This is a genomic window from Nocardioides sp., from assembly GCF_050699375.1.
In the GTDB taxonomy this organism is placed as follows: domain Bacteria; phylum Actinomycetota; class Actinomycetes; order Propionibacteriales; family Nocardioidaceae; genus Nocardioides.
The window spans coordinates 1-16,999 of sequence record NZ_JBOHDN010000377.1 but is presented as its reverse complement, the minus strand read 5'-3'; the positions used below and the strand labels follow the sequence as shown (position 1 = coordinate 16,999).

The following is a 16,999-nucleotide window of genomic DNA, read 5'->3' as shown; positions in this document are numbered from 1 at the left end:
GCGCCGAGCACGGGGGAGCCCGGCGTGGAGGGGCCGCGGGAGGTGAGGGGTGGTCTCGACAGGCTCGACCGCCGGTGGTGAGTGGGCACGGCACAGATACAGGGGCGTTGGCCGGAGCTTGTGAATGCTTCACAAAGTGTCCTCGTCTTGTGCAGGCGAGCACGACACCCCTCGACGCCTCTCCCCAAGACACATCGACCGGCATCCTAAGCCCGGGCTCAACCAGAGGAGCTGCGGCAAACAGCACTACTCAGGACTTGACCGCAGCCCCAAGGGGGCTCAGCTGACCGTCCCATCCGTCAGAGCCTCGCGGTTCTTCGCCAGCCAGGATTCCATGTCGTCCTCGCGCATCGCGGTCCAGAGTCGACGCCCCTTGCGGGCGTCGAGATGGACGACGCTCTGGGCACCCTCCTTGCCCAAGCCGGCTACGGGAGCGGTGAAGAACGTGAGGTCCGAAGAGGGCATCCGGGCGAGGTCGAGGGCCAGGGCGCGGAGGTCGCCTCCTGAGAAGCCTGAGTCGACGGTCAGGTGACGGGTGATGATGTCGAGGAGGTCGTACGCCTTCTTGGGGTTCTTCGGGTCGACGCTCTGCCGCAGGCCGCCGAGGATGGAGCGCAGGACGTACTGCTGGCGCTTCACGCGGTCCAGGTCGCCTTCGGCGAGACCGTAGCGTTGGCGTACGTAGAGGAGCGCCTCTTCGCCGCTGAGTCGGTGGGTGCCCTTGGTCCAGGTGCGGTCGCGGGCGGAGTCGTGGACGGTCTCGGGGATGTAGACCTCGACGCCACCAAGGAGGTCGCCGATCTCCTCGAAGCCGGCCCAGTCGACCCAGGCGACGTGGTCGATGCGTACGTCGGTGAGCCGCTCGACGGTCTGCACGCTCAGACGGGGCCCGCCCTCTGAGAAGGCCGCGTTGACCTTTGCCTTTCCGTGGCCAGGGATCCGCACCCACGAGTCGCGGGGAATCGAGACCACCGACGCCGAGCGACGGTCGGCGCTGAGGTGGAGCAGCATCATCGTGTCGGCCCGCTGCTCGCCGGGTGTCCACGACGCCGTGGCCTCGGTGCCGGTGGTGGCCTTGTCGCCGGTGCGCCCGTCAGTGCCCAGCAGCAGGATGTTCATCGCCCCTGCCGCGGCCTCGTTGGCCGGCTCCGGTCGCTCGTCGAGACCGGCGAAGACGTCGACGGTCTTCACCTGGCCGTCGAGGCGATGGGCGAGAAACCAGCCGGTGCCGGCGACGGCACCGATCAGTACGACGAAAGCGATACCGACGCCGAGCCAGATGCGCGACTTCTTCATGGCCGTCCTCAGACGTGGGGTGTGGGGGTGGGGGTTGAGGCGCCTAGAGATTAGTGCGCGCTACTCGCGGTCGTCGAAGTGGTCCTGCCAGGAACGCCTCAGGATCGTCGGTACGTCACCGGCCAGGGCCAAGCGCAGCGCCTCCAGCTGTCCCGGATCGAGGGCGACCCGCGGGAAAGCACGTCCCACCTCCTGGGCGAAGGCCTGACCACGTGTAGCGAGCGCCGGGGCCTCGGCGAGATAGGCAGCCACGTACGGACGAAGGAGATGGGCCTGCTCCGGGACCCACATCCCCGATGCCAGCGCACCGAAGCGTCGGTTGGTGACGCTCGGGGCGCGCATCGCCTCCCAGGCGGCATCCTTCGCGGTGGTCGAGGGGCGGGCCGCGAGGGCCCGCAGCGCCCCGAGGTCTCCCTCGGCGGTGCCGTCGCGATCACGCTCGGTCGCGATGAACCGCGCATCGGCCTCACCGAGCGAGGCCAGACGTACGACGGCGTCCCAACGGGCGGTCGGCAGCAGGGGTACGCCAGGGGCGACCCGGTCGGCGTCCAGCCAGCCGCGCAGCAGATCGGCGTCGGCGGAGGTCGCGGCCACCGTCGCGGCCCAGGCGAGCGCCAGCTGTTCGTTCTCCCCTGACGCCGCGAGCCCGGCGGCGGCCGCTGCGGCGACGCGTGTCACCGCCCCCGCCGCGCGCTCGGCCGGCACCCGCTGCGGGATCACCACGGACCGAGCCTGATCGAGCACGCCCTCGATCACCTCTGCCCGCGATTCGGCCGGAAGATGATCCTCGACCAGTGCCAGGAAGTCGTCGGCAGAGAGCTCGCGTGAACGAACCTGGAGATACGCGGAGGACCAGAGCACGGCGCGCACGAGCGGTTCCTCGAGCCGGGACAGCCCGCCGGAGAGGACCTCCCACGACTCTGGGTCGAGGCGGAGCGCCGCGAAGGTCTCCCCGCCGGAGTTGGGCACGACTACGAGACCGGCGTAGTCGTGGAGCGCCACCGGATCGTCGTCCAGCTCGACCCGCCTGCTCCCGGCCAGACGCAGATCGGAGTCGTAGGCAGACACCGTGAACGCGTGCGGCCGGCTCCCTTCACGCACCAGCACGGGTACGTCGCCCTCGCGGTGTACGGCCACCGTGTCGAAGCCCGGGCGCCGCAGCCAGGCGTCCACCCACCCGCGTACGTCCCGAGACGTGCTCGCCTCCAGCGACTCCACGAAGTCGGCCAGGGTCGCGTTGGCGAGACGGAAGCGGGTCAGGTGCCGGTTGACGCCGGCCATGAACTGGGCGTCGCCGAGCCAGAAGGCGAGCTGCACCAGGCAGGCCCCGCCCTTGGCGTAGGAGATGCCGTCGAAGATGGTGGCGGCGGTGTCCACGTCGGGTACGTCGGCTGCCAGCGGAGCGACCGGATGGGTCGAGCGCCGGGCGTCGGCGCGGTAGCCCCACGGCTTGCTCCCGATCTCCACCTCGACCAGCAGATCCGAGAACCCGGCACCCGCCTCGGCCACCCGATAGCCCATGTAGTCGGCGAAGGACTCCTGCAGCCAGGTGTCCTCCCACCAGGTCATCGTCATCGAGTCGCCGAACCACATGTGCGACATCTCGTGGGCGATGATCACCGCCCGGATCGCGCGCTGGGTGTCGGTGATCGCGCCGCGAGGCAGCAGCTCGTCGCGGTAGGTCACGCACCCCGGCATCTCTTGGGCACCCCAGTTGAGGCCGGGGACGAAGACCTGGTCGTAGGAGTCGAAGGGGTAGGGCTCGTCGAAGAGGTCCGCGTAGTGCTCGAAGCACGCCTCGGACGTACGCCGCAGCTCGGCCGCGTCGCGGTCCAGCTCCGCGGCCAGCGACCGCCGGGCGTGCCAGCCGAAGCCGAGGCTCGCCCCGGAGCCGAGTGCCATGGACCACCGCACCGAGTGCCATGGCCCGGCCGCGACCACCAGGAGCGCGGGCGGGATGGGGGGAGTGGTCGCGAAGACCCAGCGACCGTCCTCGTGGGAGACGACGGCGCCGTTGGCGAGGACGGTGTCGGTGGGATCGGAGGTGACCGAGACCGCGAACGTCGCCTTGAGGTCGTTCTGGTCGAAGCAGGCGAAGACCTTGGCGGCGTTGTCCATGCCGAGGTAGGCGGAGACATAGCGCGACCCGTCGACGGGGTCGGTGAAGGTGTGCATCCCGTCGCCGTCGGTGGTGTAGGGCAGCGTCGCGGTCACCTCCACCACGTTGACCTCGGTGGTCGACAACCCGGTCAGGGGCACCCGGACGCCATCGTAGGCAGCCTCGACCGCCGGCCCGTCGACCGCCAGCCCGTTGACTGTCAGCGCAACCGACCGAGCGCCCTTCAGCTCCAGGAACGTCGTGTCGGCCGCAGAGCGGAACCGAACCGTCGTACGACTCCGGAAGGTCTCGACCCCGGTGAGGTCGAGATCGACGGAGTAGGCGACCGAGGAGAGCACGCCGGCCCGTTCGCGGGCCTCGTCGAGGGTGAGGGACACGACCGCCAACGTACGTCCTCCCAGGTCAGCACGCGCGCGCATTTCGCTGTCAGCGTGAACCGGGGCTAGTCTGTGGCAGTTGCCTCGGCGAGGGAGCGCCTCGCGCTCCGTGATCGACAAGGTGGACGTCTCTTCGGGAGGCGCCGTGCCTTCGTCGCACGGCCTTCGTTGGACCAGCCGGGCCCGAACAGACATCCAGCTTCACCCATCGAGGAGTTCAACGCATGTCCAGCGAGAAGATCGTCGCCGAGAAGCGCACCGAGTTCGGCAAGGGTGCCGCTCGCCGCATCCGTCGTGAGAACAAGATTCCGGCGGTCGTCTACGGCCACGGCGCCGACCCGATCCACCTGTCCCTGCCGGGCCACGCCACCATGATGGCGCTCAAGAACCACGGCGCGAACGCGCTGCTGGAGCTGGACATCGAGGGCAAGACCCAGCTGGCCATGACCAAGCAGGTCCAGATCGACGACGTCCGCCGCGTCATCGAGCACGTCGACTTCGTCGCCGTCCGCGCCGGCGAGAAGGTCACCGTCGACATCACCATCCACGTCGTGGGCGACGCGATCTCGGGCACCATGGTCGTCACCGACGCCAACACCCTGACCGTCGAGGCAGAGGCCACCCACGTACCCGAGAGCCTCGAGGTCAGCATCGAGGGTCTCGAGGCCGGCACCCAGATCCTCGCCGGCTCGGTCACCCTCCCCAAGGGCACCACCCTGGTCACCGACCCGGAGACCCTGGTCGTCAACATCACCGAGGCCAAGGTCATCGAGGAGCCCGTCGAGGACGAGGCCACCGAGGACGAGGAGCCCACCGAGGACGAGGCCGCCGACGAAGAGTGACTGACTCGGTGACCGACGGTGTCTGGTTGGTCGTCGGCCTGGGCAACCCCGGGCCGACGTACGCCGGGCACCGTCACAACGTCGGCTACCTCGTCACCGACGAGCTGGCCGACCGGCTGGACGGCAAGTGGCGCGCCCACAAGTCCGGCCGAGCGGATGTCGTGGAAGGACGCCTCCCGGGAGCCAGGAACTGGCAGAGCCCGGGGGCGCCCGGCCCACGCGTCGTGCTCGCTCGTCCCCGGACCTATATGAACGAGTCCGGTGGCCCGGTCAAGGCGCTCGCCTCCTTCTACAAGGTCTCGCCCGACCACATCGTCGCGATCCACGACGAGCTCGACATCGCCTTCGACACGATGCGGGTCAAGCTCGGCGGCGGCGACAACGGCCACAACGGCCTCAAGTCGATGCGGTCCTCCCTGGGCACCGGCGACTTCTACCGGGTGCGCGTCGGCATCGGCCGCCCGCCCGGTCGCCAGGAGGTGCACGACTTCGTGCTCTCCAACTTCTCCAGTGCCGAGCGCAAGGTGGTTCCCTTCGTGGTCGACACCGCCGCCGACGCCATCGAGACGCTTGCCGTCGAGGGCCTGGAGAAGACCCAGCAGCGGTTCAACTCCTGACCAGCTGAGTCGCGACCGAGCTGAGTCAGGACCGGGGCGGCCGCAGATACCGGTCGTACGCAGCGACCGCTGCCAGCTGCGAGCCGACCTCGAACTTCCGCAGGATCGCCTTCACCTGGGTGCGCACCGTCGTCTGGGCGACGCCGAAGCGTGCCGCGATCTCGGCGACCGTGGCCCCGTCGTAGAGGAGCTCGACGACCTCACGCTCGCGCGCGGTCAGCGAATGCACCAGCCGGCGGGTCCGGTCGCGCCCGTCGCGCAGCAGATGCCACTGCGCCACCAGGCCCTCGACCTCGGCCGGCGTGTGCCCGCGCCGCCCCTCCGCCGCATCGCGCAGCGCTCCCTCGATCGTGTCCGAGTCGGTGAGGGCGGAGAGCACCTCCACGGCGCCCGCCTCGAGCAGCGCACCCCACAACCCGCCGCGCGGGGCCGTGGTGAGCGCGACCCCGGGCAGGTGTACGCCCCTGATCAGGCCACGCACATGGGCGAGCTGGCCCCAGTCGTCGAGGTCGGCGACCACCAGCCAGGCCGATGGATCTCCGACCAGCAGGTCCTGCGGGTCGGCGCCGGTGGAGGCGGTCGACGTCACGGTGATCCCGCGGTCCCCGAGGGACACCGTCACCGCGTCGAGAGTCATCGTCTCGTCCGCCGAGACGGCCACCTTGAGACGTACGGTCGCGCCTGCCATGTCTGTTGTGCCGATCGGTCGTGACGGACCCCGACGGATCTCCCTGGGGGTATGAGTATTTTCCCTGGTGAGAGGTGGGGTAGCGGGAACGTGTTCTACGCTCCCCCAAGTTTGGGGATGACCTGCGAGAACGTGTGCCGCACCGTAGGTTGCGGACGACCTCGGAAATTGGCAGGTCCTCAATTCTCGGTATTGGCCCGTAATGCGGTCGCGTGACGATAACGTCCTCATTACGTTTCCTTCAGCGAAGGTTTCGGTCAAACATTCAAACTGGGACGGCCCGACAGAACTCGGGCTTGGGGGAGCGGGACCGTGAGAGGTCCCTGATCGGGCAATCAATCCTCCGTGGCCGACCCGTCATGGGGAGCAGTATGTCTACGTCCAACTTCAAGCGGATCAGTTCGGGCTGGTTAGGCACCGCGTACGCAACAACCACCGCAGTCTTCATCTGCATTCAGAGCTTTCTCATCGCCGTCCTCCAGGGCCCTTGGGTGTCCTTCCATTCCCAGGGCCATCTGGTCTGGGTCCTTCCGGTCATCGTCGTCGCGACCTCGTTGGCGGCCGCGGCCTTCCTCCTGCAGGGAGGCGTACGCATCTACCGGCGAGTGTGTGCGGCCGAGGCGAAGGAGGCCGACGAGATCTATGCCGACCTCCTCAGCGCTCGTGAGGTCCAGCGCGTCCATCGAGCCCGGATGCACGAGGTCACCTCGACGCTCGCCGGCATCCGCTCGGCCAGCGAGCTGCTGTGCGACTCCGAGACGCTCGATCCGGAGCGCCGGGTCGCGATGATGTCGATGATGGGCAGCGAGCTCAGGCGCCTGGAGCGTCTCGTCCGCGCCCAGCGTGGTGGCGCCGACACGGTCCCGGTCGACGTCGGCGTGGTCGATGTCGACGCGGTGCTCCACAACCTCTCGCTGGCCCACGAGGCCAGCGGCACCACGGTCGTCCACACGCCCAGCAACGCGCTTGCCACCGGGAGCTCGGACGCGGTCGCGGAGGTGCTCAACGTGCTGCTCGACAACGCCGCCAAGCATGGCTCCGGCGCCGTCGACGTCGCCGTCCGGCACGCGTCGGGGGATTCCGGACAGATGGTGGTCATCGAGGTCTGCGACGACGGCTCCGGGGTCGCACCCGTGGTCCGTGACCGGATCTTCGAGTGGGGCATCCGCGGGCCGGACTCGGGCGGCCAGGGGATCGGGCTCAACGTGGCCCGCAAGCTCACCGAGCGGATGGGCGGCTCGCTCCGCCTCGCCGTTCGACCGCGTACGACCTTCGTGGTCACTCTTCCCAGCGCCGTGATCGAGGGCAGCCTCCAGCGCGACGCAGCCGGCACCGAGCAGGAAGGCGCCTCTGATGGGGTCGTCGCAGCGTAGTCAGTATCGAGTCGTCATCGTCGAGGACCACGTCCTCTTCGCCGAGTCGTTGGAGCTCGCGGTCTCGCTGGAGGGATACGACGTACGCCGCATCCCGATGCCCAACGAGCCGGTCTCGACCGCGACGATGGTCGCCGTCGTGCTCCGCAACAAGCCGAGGGTCGTGCTGCTCGATCTCGATCTGGGGCGTTATGGGGACGGCGTACGCCTCATCGAGCCGCTCGCCAAGGCCGGTGTCGACGTCGTCGTGGTGACCGCCGCGATCGAGGAGGCCCGGTGGGGTCAGGCGCTGCGCAACGGTGCTCGCACGGTGCTGTCCAAGTCGCGCCCGCTCGGCGAGATCCTGGGCACGGTCAGGCGGCTCCACCAGGGTTCCTCCGTGCTCGCGGTCGCCGACCGTGAGCGCCTGATCCGGATCTGGTTCGAGCGCCAGCACGAGATCGCCGAGCTGAGCCGCCGCATCGGGCTGCTCACCAAGCGCGAGTCGCAGGTCCTCGGCCACCTCATGCTGGGCCGCACCGTCCACGAGATCGCGGTCCTCGGTGTCGTCTCCGAGGCCACGGTCCGTACGCAGGTGAAATCCATCCTCGCCAAGCTCCAGGTCACCTCCCAGATCGCCGCCGTCGGGCTCGCCCATCGGCTCGGTTGGCGATCCCCGCAGTCGCTGGAGTGAGCCTCGGCGGCGCCGCCCGGAGGCACGACTGGTCTGGACCACCCGGGAGTCATTCCCTCATTTGGTCTAACCGGCGGCCCATCTGCCCAAACGCGCGCGTTCATCCTCCATTGTTCTGCTATGAAGTCGCGTTCGGGCGCGCAGTAACCACGGGGGAGATGAATGACGATCGAACTGGCGTCGGTGGAGACGGTAGTCCCACTCGACCTCAACCGCCGGAGGGTGTCCCCGAAGACACCCTCCCTTCGGTTGCAGGCCTCGATGCTGGACGGGCTCGCGGTGGTCGTCCTGGCGCCGCTGCTCGTGGGTCAGGAGATCGTGCACGCACTGGGTTGGGGCCTGGTGTGGGCGCTGACCACGAGGATCGCCGCGCCGAAGATCCTGCCCGGAGCCGAGCGTCTGCGCGCGACGGTCTCCGGGGTCTTCAAGGCGTTCATGGCGATGAGCATGGCGACCTGGCTGCTGGGTGCGATCGTCGAGCTCCCGCAGGGGCAGCTGGTCGCGCAGACGATCATCGGGCTGGTGACCGCGCTCGTGTTCCGGGTGATCGGCTACATCTTCAGCTCCCGACCGCGTACGCCGCTGAGGGTCGTCGTCGTGGAGGCAGCTCATGACCACGGGGTGATCCCGGAGTGGACCCGCCGGCTCAGTGGCGGGCTGATGGAGGCGGCGGCGGTGTGCCGGGCCGACGGGCTGTCCGCGGCGATCGCATCGGTCGGCCCTGACGCGGTGCTGGTCGTGCCCGGGCCGGACCTGGCCGGCCGCGAGATCCAGCGGCTCGCCTGGACCAGTGAGTCCTTCGGTCTGCCGCTGCTGGTCAGCACCCGGATGCAGGACGTCACCCCGCAACGTACGGCCTCGATGCGGTTGGGCTCGATGACGCTCCTCTATGTCGACGAGGCATTGCGGGCGCGGTTGACCCGGGTGGCCAAGTCCGTCTGGGAGTGGTTGGCCGCGTCCGCCGCCGTCGTCGTGCTGCTGCCGGTCTTCGCCGCCCTGGCGATCATGATCAAGGTCGACTCGCCGGGGCCGGTCTTCTTCCGGCAGGTTCGAGTCGGGCGCGGGGGAGCCCAGTTCCGGATCTGGAAGTTCCGCACCATGGTCGTCGACGCCGAGTCGCTGCTGCGCACCCTCGATCACCGGCCCGGACACGTCCTGTTCAAGCTCCGCGCCGACCCGCGGGTGACCCGGGTGGGCCGGATGCTGCGGAAGTACTCTCTCGACGAGCTGCCCCAGCTCTTCAACATCGTGCTGGGCCAGATGTCGCTGGTCGGACCGCGGCCGGGGCTGCCGAGCGAGGTGGCGATGTATGATCGCGACTCTCATCGCCGACTCGCGGTTGCTCCCGGTCTGACCGGGTTGTGGCAGGTCTCGGGGCGTTCGGACCTCTCCTGGGAGGACACGGTCAGGCTGGACCTGGACTACGTCGACAACTGGACTCTGCTGCGAGACTTCGGGATCGTCGTGCGCACAGTGAAAGCTGTCGTGCGCGGCTCTGGCGCCTATTAGGGCGTGTCCCCTAAACTCCCAGGCCGTTGCGAGAGCAACCGAACACGAATGAACAACTGGATCCTCGACGGGAACGTCCCCCATGCAAACCTCCCCCCACCCTATGATTGCCGGCCGTTATGAGCTGCACCGCCTGATCGGGCGAGGCGGCATGGGAGAGGTCTGGCAAGCCATGGACCTGACCCTGCAGCGCTGGGTCGCGGTCAAGGTGGTGCGGACGTCGGCGGACCCGACGATGATCGAGCGGTTCCGGCGTGAGTCGCTCTCCACCGCTGCCGCCAGCCACCCCGGCACCGTGCAGGTCCACGACGCCGGGATCGAGCGCACCGGGAACGGGCCGATGGCCTTCCTCGTGATGGAGCTCCTGACCGGTCCCGATCTCGGTGAGCGCCTTCGCTCCCACGGCCCGCTGATCGCCCGGGAGGCCGGCGAGGTCGTCGTCCAGGCCGCGCGCACGCTCGCCGCGGTGCACGGTCAGGGCATCGTCCACCGCGACATCAAGCCCTCCAACCTGGTCTACGACGGTGACCGCCGGATCAGGATCGTCGACTTCGGGATCGCCCAGCTCGCCCGGCTCGGTGATGCGCGGCTGACCTCCACCCATGACGTCATGGGAAGCCTCGGCTATCTCTCGCCCGAGCGTGGCTCGGGTGGCGAGGTTGGTCCGCCGAGCGACATCTACTCCTTGGGATGCGTCTTCTACGAGATGCTCACCGGGCGGGCACCCTACTCCGGTGGCGCCCCTGCGGCGATGGTCTATCAGCACGCCGCGGCGCCGATCCCGAGGGTCAGCGGCGTGGTCCAGGTGCCGGGGATCATCGACGACCTGATCGCGATGATGATGGCCAAGGAGCCGGCGCAGCGGCCGAACGCGCACGACGTCGTCGCGGTGCTCACCGGCTCGGGCCCGTTGCCGGTCTTCGACGCGAACGTGCCGATGCCGCGTACGCCCCAAGGTTCTGGCTCCTTCCCCGCGGCGCGGTCGTTCTCGTCGTCGGGTTCCTTCCCGGCGGCAGGGGCGTCGGGCTCGTACGGCCTCTCTGGGGCGTTCGCCTCGACCGGTCCGCACGCGGCCAGCGGCTCGCACGCCTCGACCGGTTCGCGGGCGATGAAGCGTCCCGGGGGTGGTCGGGTGATGAGCATGTTGCTGGTCCCGGTGGTGATCGGTCTGGCGCTCGGCACCTGGGCGACCGTCGACGCCTACCAGGGCAGCAAGGAGACCGGTCGGGCGGCTGCTCTCACCGAGGCGCTCCCGGAGACCATCGAGCTCGCCGTCGACGTGATCTTCGAGCGGGACTCGCTCCAGCCCGTGGCGCAGGCACCGGTCAACGTACGCTCGACCTACCTGCACACGACCGACATCGCGATCCAGGAGTGGCAGACCGACGCCGACAAGATCGACGTAGACGACGACCCCGAGCTGCGTGCGCTGCACCACGACATCACCGACGTGCTCAAGGACCTCGAGCTCTATCGGGTGGAGATGCAGGAGGGCGACCAGGCCAGCCAGGACGCCGCGCGCGAGGTCTACACCGGGCTCGCCAACAACCTGTTGACGCTGGCGGCGCAGGTGCCGCAGCTGCAGGACGACGACGTCCACGAGCAGGTCCGCAACCTCGCCGACCTCAAGGAGGCCTCGGCGGCCTTCAGCGTCGAGCGGGAGATCATGGTCGTCGCGCTCTCGGAGGGGAAGATCGACACCAAGTCCGTCGAGGACCTCGGCGACTCCGAGACGGCCTGGACGAAGGCGTCCGAGGCGTTCTACAGCGGCGCCTCGTCCGATCTGCAGCGGGACCTCGACAAGGTCTCCGGGGGCACCTTCGCCAAGGGCTCGCGGGAGATCATGGCGCAGCAGAGCGTCCACGAGGTCGTCGAGAAGGGCAGCATCGACGGCGTCATCAAGGACCTGCGCTCGGCGTCGAAGGGGGAGCCGATCGTACGCACCTGGTCAGACGGCGCCGTGGAGTTCATCCAGGGTCTTCGCGAGGCCATCCTCAAGTCCACCGAGGGCCTGGCCAACGACGTCTCCGCCGAGCACGACCGCTCGAAGACCGCGCTGGTGCTTCGTGCCGCGCTGACGGGGGTGGCGCTGGTGCTCGCGATCGGTCTCGGCCTGGGCCTCTACAGGACCCGGCGGGCGCCTCGATAGAGTGCCGCGGGTGACCTTCGAAGCGGAGCCCGAGAAAATCAAGCAGAGCGAAGTGGGGCCCACGCCCGAGACCCTCGCGTCCGACCACCTCCTGGCCGCCTGGCTGGCGGAGGCCGCCGGCCGCCGGCTGCTCGAGGTGCGGGCGACCTCCGGACTGGAGGGCAAGGAGCTCAAGGACGCCGGTGACCTGGCTGCTCACGAGCTGCTGATGTCGCTCGTCGCGGAGTATCGGCCCCTGGACGCGGTCCTCTCCGAGGAGGGCAAGGACTCCAAGGAGCGTCTCGGCAAGGACCGGGTGTGGATCATCGACCCGCTCGACGGGACCCGAGAGTTCTCCGAGCCCCCGCGCGACGACTGGGCGGTGCACGTCGCCCTGTGGGCCTCGTCCAACGGTGGCGAGCTGATCGCGGGCGCGGTCGCGCAGCCGGCCCTGGCGGCCGCGTCTGTGCAGAGCACGTTCCACACCGGCGCGGCTCCCGTCGTGCCGCCCTCGACCTCGGCCCGCCCCCGGATCGCCGTCTCCCGCAGCCGCCCGCCCGCGTTCGTCGAGGCGCTGGCCGAGGAGATCGGCGCCGACCTGGTGCCGATGGGATCGGCCGGAGTGAAGATGATGTCCGTCGTGCGCGACATCTCCGATGCGTACGTCCACGCCGGCGGGCAATACGAGTGGGACTCCGCCGCCCCGGTAGCCGTCGCCGCCGCCGCCGGCCTGTTCACCTCCCGCATCGACGGCTCGCCGCTGCGCTACAACCAGGACGACGTCTACCTGCCCGACGTCATCGTCTGCCGCCCCGAGCTCTCCGAGCAGATCCTCGCCTTCATCAAGAGCCACGGCATCGACTGACGCCGACCCGGCGCGTCTGTCTCACTCAGGATGGTCGAGTCGGCGCGTCTGTCTCACTCAGGACGCCCGAGTCGGCGCGTCTGTCCCAAGCCGCTGGGACATTAGCGCCGACTCAGCGTCGGTTTGTGGGTCAGTTGCGCCGACTCGGCGTGAATTTCTGGGACATTAGCGCCGACTCGGCGTCGATTTCTGGGGCAGTTGCGCCGACTCGGCGTGAAGATCCTGCTCAGGGGGAGAGGAGCAGGTGCTCGAGGGACTCCAGGCTCTGGCGGGCGTAGCCCTTCCACATCCGGCCGAAGACGGGCATGGCCAGCGAGGCGGGCCGCGAGGTCGGGGTGACGTCCCAGGACCAGGTGATCCGGGTGCCGGTGCCGGCGGGGGAGAAGGACCAGCGGCCGACGACGTGCCCCACCAGCAGCTTGAGGGGACCGCTGAGCGGGGTGATCTCGTAGGAGAACGACATCGGCGCCTCGACGGCGGTCAGGGTCTCGCGCATCGTCGCGCCGTCGCCGAGGACGATGGTGCGCGTCTGGCCGGGGGCGTCCCAGGCTCCGCGCTGGTCGCGAACCTCGGCGATCGGGGCGATGGCGGCGTACCGACGATCGAAGATCTGCGGCAGCGGCGCGGGGAGGACGAGGCCGAGCGCCTTCTCGTGCTCGACGGGGACGGCTCGGGAGGCTTCGAGGTGCCGCGCTTCCAGGTGCTGGGTCATGACACCGAGCATGCCAGGAGGCGGGGGAGAGACGGCACTTTGCCGAGCTCGAGGCGCTCTACGCCCGTACGATGGCGTGATGGCGAAGCAGCTTCTGGTCGTGATGGGTGTCTCGGGTTCGGGAAAGTCGACCATCGGGGCGGCGATCGCGGGCAGGTTGCGGGTGCCGTACGAGGACGCCGACGACCTGCACCCGGCGGCGAACATCGAGAAGATGACCGCCGGGATCGCGCTCGACGACGACGATCGCTACCCGTGGCTGGAGGCGGTCGGGGAGTGGCTGGCGAACCACAGCGAGCGGGGCGGCGTGATGAGCTGTTCGGCGCTCAAGCGGAAGTATCGCGACCAGCTCCGCCGGCACACCGACGACGTGACCTTCCTCCACCTCGACGGCACCCCTGAGGTGATCGCCAGACGGCAGGCGAGCCGCCCCGGGCACTTCATGCCGGCATCCCTGCTGGCCAGCCAGTTCAAGACGCTCGAGCCGCTCGCGCCCGACGAGGCGGGGATCGTCATCGACGTCGACCAGCCGGTCGATGCCATCGTCGAGGAGTACGCGCGCCGCGCCGGCACCGATTAGAGGCGGCCGACACGCGCCCATCTCGGGTTGGGCACTGCGTGCCGGCCGCGGGCACACCCGGGTGAGGGACCAGCGGGCGGCCCACTTTCGACGGTAGCCCAGGATCCTGCCGCAGAACAGGGGGTTCTCGGCTAAACGTGCAGGTCAGCATCGGGAAAGACGGTCGGCAGCTCCGATGCCTTCGAGGTGAACTCGGGGTCGCGCTTCTCCAGGAACGCCGCGACGCCCTCCTTGCCGTCACCGATCGACGCGTAGAACATCGCCAGCGAGTCGGACAGGTGCGCCTCGAGGGGGTGACGGGCGGAGGCGTTGCGGGTGATCAGTTGGCGTACGAGCGCGGTGCCCACCGGCGACCTGTTCTGCGTGAACCTCCTCGCCAGCTTGTACGCAGCGGGCAGCAGCTCGTCCGGCAGGTGGATGCTCCGGACGAGACCGCCTTCGAGCGCCTGGTCGGGGTTGAGGATCTCCGCGGTGTAGAGCCATTCCAGGGCGCGCGGGATGCCCACGACACGCGGCAGGAAGTAGGACGAGCAGGCCTCGGGGACGATGCCGAGCTTGCCGAAGACGAAACCGATCTTCGCCTTGGACGACGCCAGCCGCGCGTCCATCGCGCACAGCATCGTGGCGCCGATCCCGACCGCCGGGCCGTTGATCGCGGCGATGACCGGCTTGGGCAGCGCGTGGATCGCCAGCGTGACCTTGCCTCCGGTGTCGCGCACGCCCGCGGCGTACTCCGGGTGCTTGGCCGGGTCGGCCAGGTGCTCGCCGAGCGTCTGGGGGGTCGGCTTCAGCGACTCGTCCAGCCCGAACACGTTGCCCTCGGCCGAGAGATCCATCCCCGCGCAGAATGCCTTTCCGGCACCAGTCACCACGATCGCGCGCACCTCGTCGGCCATCGCCTCGGTCGTGAACACCTCCTCCAGCTCACGCGCCATCGTCACGGTGAACGAGTTGAGAGCGTCCGGGCGGTTCAGGGTCAGCAGCGCGATGCCGTCGGGGTCCACATCGAAGGTCAGCGTCTCGTAAGCCATGGGCCACAGTCTGTATTGCGTGTGTTCGACTTCGGAAGGGCGGGTCTACGTACTGTCTACATACTGTCGAAAGTCGGTACGGTCCGCGCGACGCGGCAACTACCGTGGTGAGCGTGAGTGTGCTGCGACGGGTCCGCGCCCGGGCTCGGTCATCCCGCGTCGAGTGGCTGCTGTCGCTCCTGCTGGTCGTGGCGGTCGCCGCCGAGCACCTCTACATGAGCGGCGCCGGCCACCCGCAGTGGTCCGGATGGTCGGCGATCATCGGTGTCCTCGCCGTCGCGCTCGCGCTGTTGATCCGGCCGAGGTATCCGGCCGCCGCGATCACGGTCGTATGTGCGCTGGTCGGCGGCACGGTCGTCGTCAACGATGGCTGGAGCCTGGCCAGCTACGTCGTGTTCGCGGCCATCATGAGCTTCATGGTCGGCCGGCGGGCCGAGCGGATATGGCCCTCGGCGGCGGTCGCGTGTGCCGCGGTGGCGGTCCTGACGGTGCTGGACGCCGTCCTCAACAGCGAGTTCGTCGCGGGTGACCAGGTCGCGAACCGGCTTCATCTGGCGATGGCGGGCAACATGGTCATCTTCATGGCGCTGCCCTGGCTCAGCGGCCGATATCTGCGCCAGATCGGGCTCAGCCACTCGACCAAGATCGAGCAGGCCCAGCTCACCGAGCGTGCCCGGATCGCCCAGGAGATGCACGACTCGCTGGGTCACGAGCTCAGCCTGATCGCGCTTCGCGCCGGTGCGCTCGAGGTCGCGCCCGGGCTCGACGCCACCCACCAGAGGTCCGCCGGTGCCATCCGGGCCGCCGCGGCCGAGGCCACCGAGCGGCTCGGCGAGATCGTCGGCGTCCTCCGCCCCGCCGCGGAGGGTGCCCCGCTCGCTCCCGCCTCAGCCGGGATCGGTGACCTGGTCGAGCGCGCGCGTGAGTCGGGGATGGACGTACGCCTGGAGGACGGTGCCACCGACGGCGATGAGCCCGCACTGGGCCCGGTGCGGCACGCCGCCGCCCACCGCATCGTCCAGGAGTCGCTCACCAACGCTGCCCGGCACGCTCCCGGATCGTCGGTGACGGTCTCGGTGGAGAGGGAGGTGAGCGGCGTACGAATCGCGGTGGCCAACACCCGCGCGACCCTCCCGCCGCGGGCCGGTTCGACGACGGGTCTGGGCCTGGCCGGTCTCGAGGAGGCGGCGCGCGCGGCCGGGGGCACCTTGCGCCACGGACCCATCGCTGCGGGCGGGTTCGAGGTGGTCGCCGAGCTTCCCGCCCACGACGATGTACGCCACGGGGCGAGCCTGTGATCCGGGTGCTCCTGGCTGACGACGAGGCCATGGTCCGGGCCGGCGTACGCGCGATCCTGGAGACTGACGACGCGATCGAGGTGGTGGCCGAGGCCGCCGACGGGCGTGAGGCAGTCGACGCCGCCCAGCGGCACCGGCCGGACGTGGCGCTGCTCGACGTCAGGATGCCCCGGATGGACGGCCTGGCGGCGGGCGCCGAGATCGCCCGGACCGCACCCGAGACCGCCCGGGTCATGCTGACCACCTTCTCCGAGGACGCCTACATCGCCCGAGCCCTCGGCGACGGGGCGAGCGGGTTCCTGCTCAAGTCCGGCGACCCGCGCGAGCTGCTCGCGGGCGTGCACGCGGTCGCCGAGGGCGCCGCCTTCCTCTCTCCGCGAGTCGCCCAACGGGTCATCGCCGAGCTCGGCGCCGGGGCCGGCGACCGGATGTCGCGGGCCGCCGACGCGCGGGCCAAGGTCGCCACTCTCACCGACCGGGAGCGCGACGTGATGGCGCTGGTCGGCGCCGGGCTCTCCAACGCCGAGATCGGCCGCCGTCTCCATCTCGTGGAGGGGACCGTGAAGGCCTATCTGAGCACCGCCTTCGGTCGTCTCGGCGTACGCAACCGGGTGCAGGCAGCAGTCCTCGCCCACGAGGCCGGGCTCGTGAGCGAGGACTGAGACGTTCCTGTTCGGGACGTTCCTGCTCGAGACGTTCCTGCTCGGGACGGGTCAGGCGTCGCGGCGGCGGAACACCGCATAGCCCGCGAGGAGCGCGATCCCGGACCAGGCCGCGAAGAGCCCGAGCCCGCCGTTGTGCCCGTAAGGAAGCCCGTCGCCGAGCCCGAAGAGGGTGGCGATCCCGATGCCGAGATACTCCGTGCCCGCCGTCCCTGGCAGGTAGTAGGAG

Annotated in this window: 15 protein-coding genes; 10 read left to right on the top strand and 5 right to left on the bottom strand. The window is 69.5% G+C overall.

The features are described 5' to 3' along the window. Nucleotides 1-279 precede the first annotated feature (279 nt). Both ACRDPS_RS24800 and pepN read right to left on the bottom strand, forming a co-directional pair. The gene (locus tag ACRDPS_RS24800) at nt 280-1,296 is read right to left on the bottom strand and encodes an LCP family protein (RefSeq protein ID WP_431504341.1); all 1,017 of its coding nucleotides are present in this window, start codon (nt 1,294-1,296) and stop codon (nt 280-282) included. Nucleotides 1,297-1,356: 60 nt separating this feature from the next. Continuing rightward, nucleotides 1,357-3,834, bottom strand: a complete 2,478-nt coding sequence (gene pepN, locus ACRDPS_RS24795; RefSeq protein ID WP_431504340.1) for an aminopeptidase N — start codon at nt 3,832-3,834, stop codon at nt 1,357-1,359. Between the two features lie 182 nt (nt 3,835-4,016). Here pepN and ACRDPS_RS24790 point away from each other — a divergent pair, with 182 nt between their 5' ends. Further along, on the top strand, nt 4,017-4,634 hold the full coding sequence (locus tag ACRDPS_RS24790; protein WP_431504339.1) for a 50S ribosomal protein L25/general stress protein Ctc: 618 nt from the start codon (nt 4,017-4,019) through the stop codon (nt 4,632-4,634). Continuing rightward, on the top strand, nt 4,631-5,251 hold the full coding sequence (pth, locus tag ACRDPS_RS24785) for an aminoacyl-tRNA hydrolase (RefSeq protein ID WP_431504338.1): 621 nt from the start codon (nt 4,631-4,633) through the stop codon (nt 5,249-5,251). The genes ACRDPS_RS24790 and pth overlap by 4 nt, the downstream gene beginning before the upstream one ends. 25 nt (nt 5,252-5,276) lie before the next feature. Here the strand turns inward: pth and ACRDPS_RS24780 are convergent, their stop codons facing one another. Then, a complete protein-coding gene (locus tag ACRDPS_RS24780) occupies nt 5,277-5,939 on the bottom strand; it encodes a response regulator transcription factor (protein WP_431504337.1) in 663 nt (220 codons plus the stop codon). Nucleotides 5,940-6,430: 491 nt separating this feature from the next. Here ACRDPS_RS24780 and ACRDPS_RS24775 point away from each other — a divergent pair, with 491 nt between their 5' ends. The 5 genes from ACRDPS_RS24775 to ACRDPS_RS24755 all read left to right on the top strand — a co-directional run bounded on the left by ACRDPS_RS24775 (nt 6,431) and on the right by ACRDPS_RS24755 (nt 12,487). Beyond that, nucleotides 6,431-7,312: a sensor histidine kinase gene (locus ACRDPS_RS24775; RefSeq protein WP_431504336.1), complete on the top strand. Its 882-nt coding sequence runs from the start codon at nt 6,431-6,433 to the stop codon at nt 7,310-7,312. After that, entirely contained in the window at nt 7,293-7,985 is a 693-nt protein-coding gene (locus ACRDPS_RS24770; RefSeq protein WP_431504335.1) for a response regulator, read from the top strand. Before ACRDPS_RS24775 ends, ACRDPS_RS24770 begins: the two co-directional genes overlap by 20 nt. 162 nt (nt 7,986-8,147) lie before the next feature. Continuing rightward, nucleotides 8,148-9,494 carry an exopolysaccharide biosynthesis polyprenyl glycosylphosphotransferase gene (locus ACRDPS_RS24765; protein ID WP_431504334.1) on the top strand — a complete coding sequence of 449 codons (1,347 nt, stop codon included), beginning with the start codon at nt 8,148-8,150 and terminating at the stop codon, nt 9,492-9,494. An 82-nt stretch (nt 9,495-9,576) separates the two neighbouring features. After that, nucleotides 9,577-11,643 (top strand): serine/threonine-protein kinase, encoded by a 2,067-nt coding sequence (locus ACRDPS_RS24760; RefSeq protein WP_431504333.1) that lies wholly within the window; start codon nt 9,577-9,579, stop codon nt 11,641-11,643. Between the two features lie 10 nt (nt 11,644-11,653). Next, a complete protein-coding gene (locus tag ACRDPS_RS24755) occupies nt 11,654-12,487 on the top strand; it encodes an inositol monophosphatase family protein (RefSeq protein WP_431504332.1) in 834 nt (277 codons plus the stop codon). 226 nt (nt 12,488-12,713) lie between these two features. On the opposite strand, the gene ACRDPS_RS24750 is transcribed toward ACRDPS_RS24755, so the two are convergent. After that, entirely contained in the window at nt 12,714-13,199 is a 486-nt protein-coding gene (locus ACRDPS_RS24750) for an SRPBCC family protein (protein ID WP_431504331.1), read from the bottom strand. Between the two features lie 79 nt (nt 13,200-13,278). Between ACRDPS_RS24750 and ACRDPS_RS24745 the strand changes: the two genes are divergently transcribed. Beyond that, entirely contained in the window at nt 13,279-13,779 is a 501-nt protein-coding gene (locus tag ACRDPS_RS24745; protein ID WP_431504330.1) for a gluconokinase, read from the top strand. 131 nt (nt 13,780-13,910) lie between these two features. On the opposite strand, the gene ACRDPS_RS24740 is transcribed toward ACRDPS_RS24745, so the two are convergent. Further along, nucleotides 13,911-14,810 carry a crotonase/enoyl-CoA hydratase family protein gene (locus ACRDPS_RS24740; RefSeq protein ID WP_431504329.1) on the bottom strand — a complete coding sequence of 300 codons (900 nt, stop codon included), beginning with the start codon at nt 14,808-14,810 and terminating at the stop codon, nt 13,911-13,913. A 113-nt stretch (nt 14,811-14,923) separates the two neighbouring features. On the opposite strand from ACRDPS_RS24740, the gene ACRDPS_RS24735 reads away from it, so the two are divergent. Beyond that, a complete protein-coding gene (locus ACRDPS_RS24735) occupies nt 14,924-16,108 on the top strand; it encodes a sensor histidine kinase (RefSeq protein ID WP_431504328.1) in 1,185 nt (394 codons plus the stop codon). A gap of 5 nt (nt 16,109-16,113) precedes the next feature. Next, nucleotides 16,114-16,770 carry a response regulator gene (locus tag ACRDPS_RS24730; protein ID WP_431504327.1) on the top strand — a complete coding sequence of 219 codons (657 nt, stop codon included), beginning with the start codon at nt 16,114-16,116 and terminating at the stop codon, nt 16,768-16,770. The last annotated feature ends 229 nt before the right edge of the window (nt 16,771-16,999 follow it).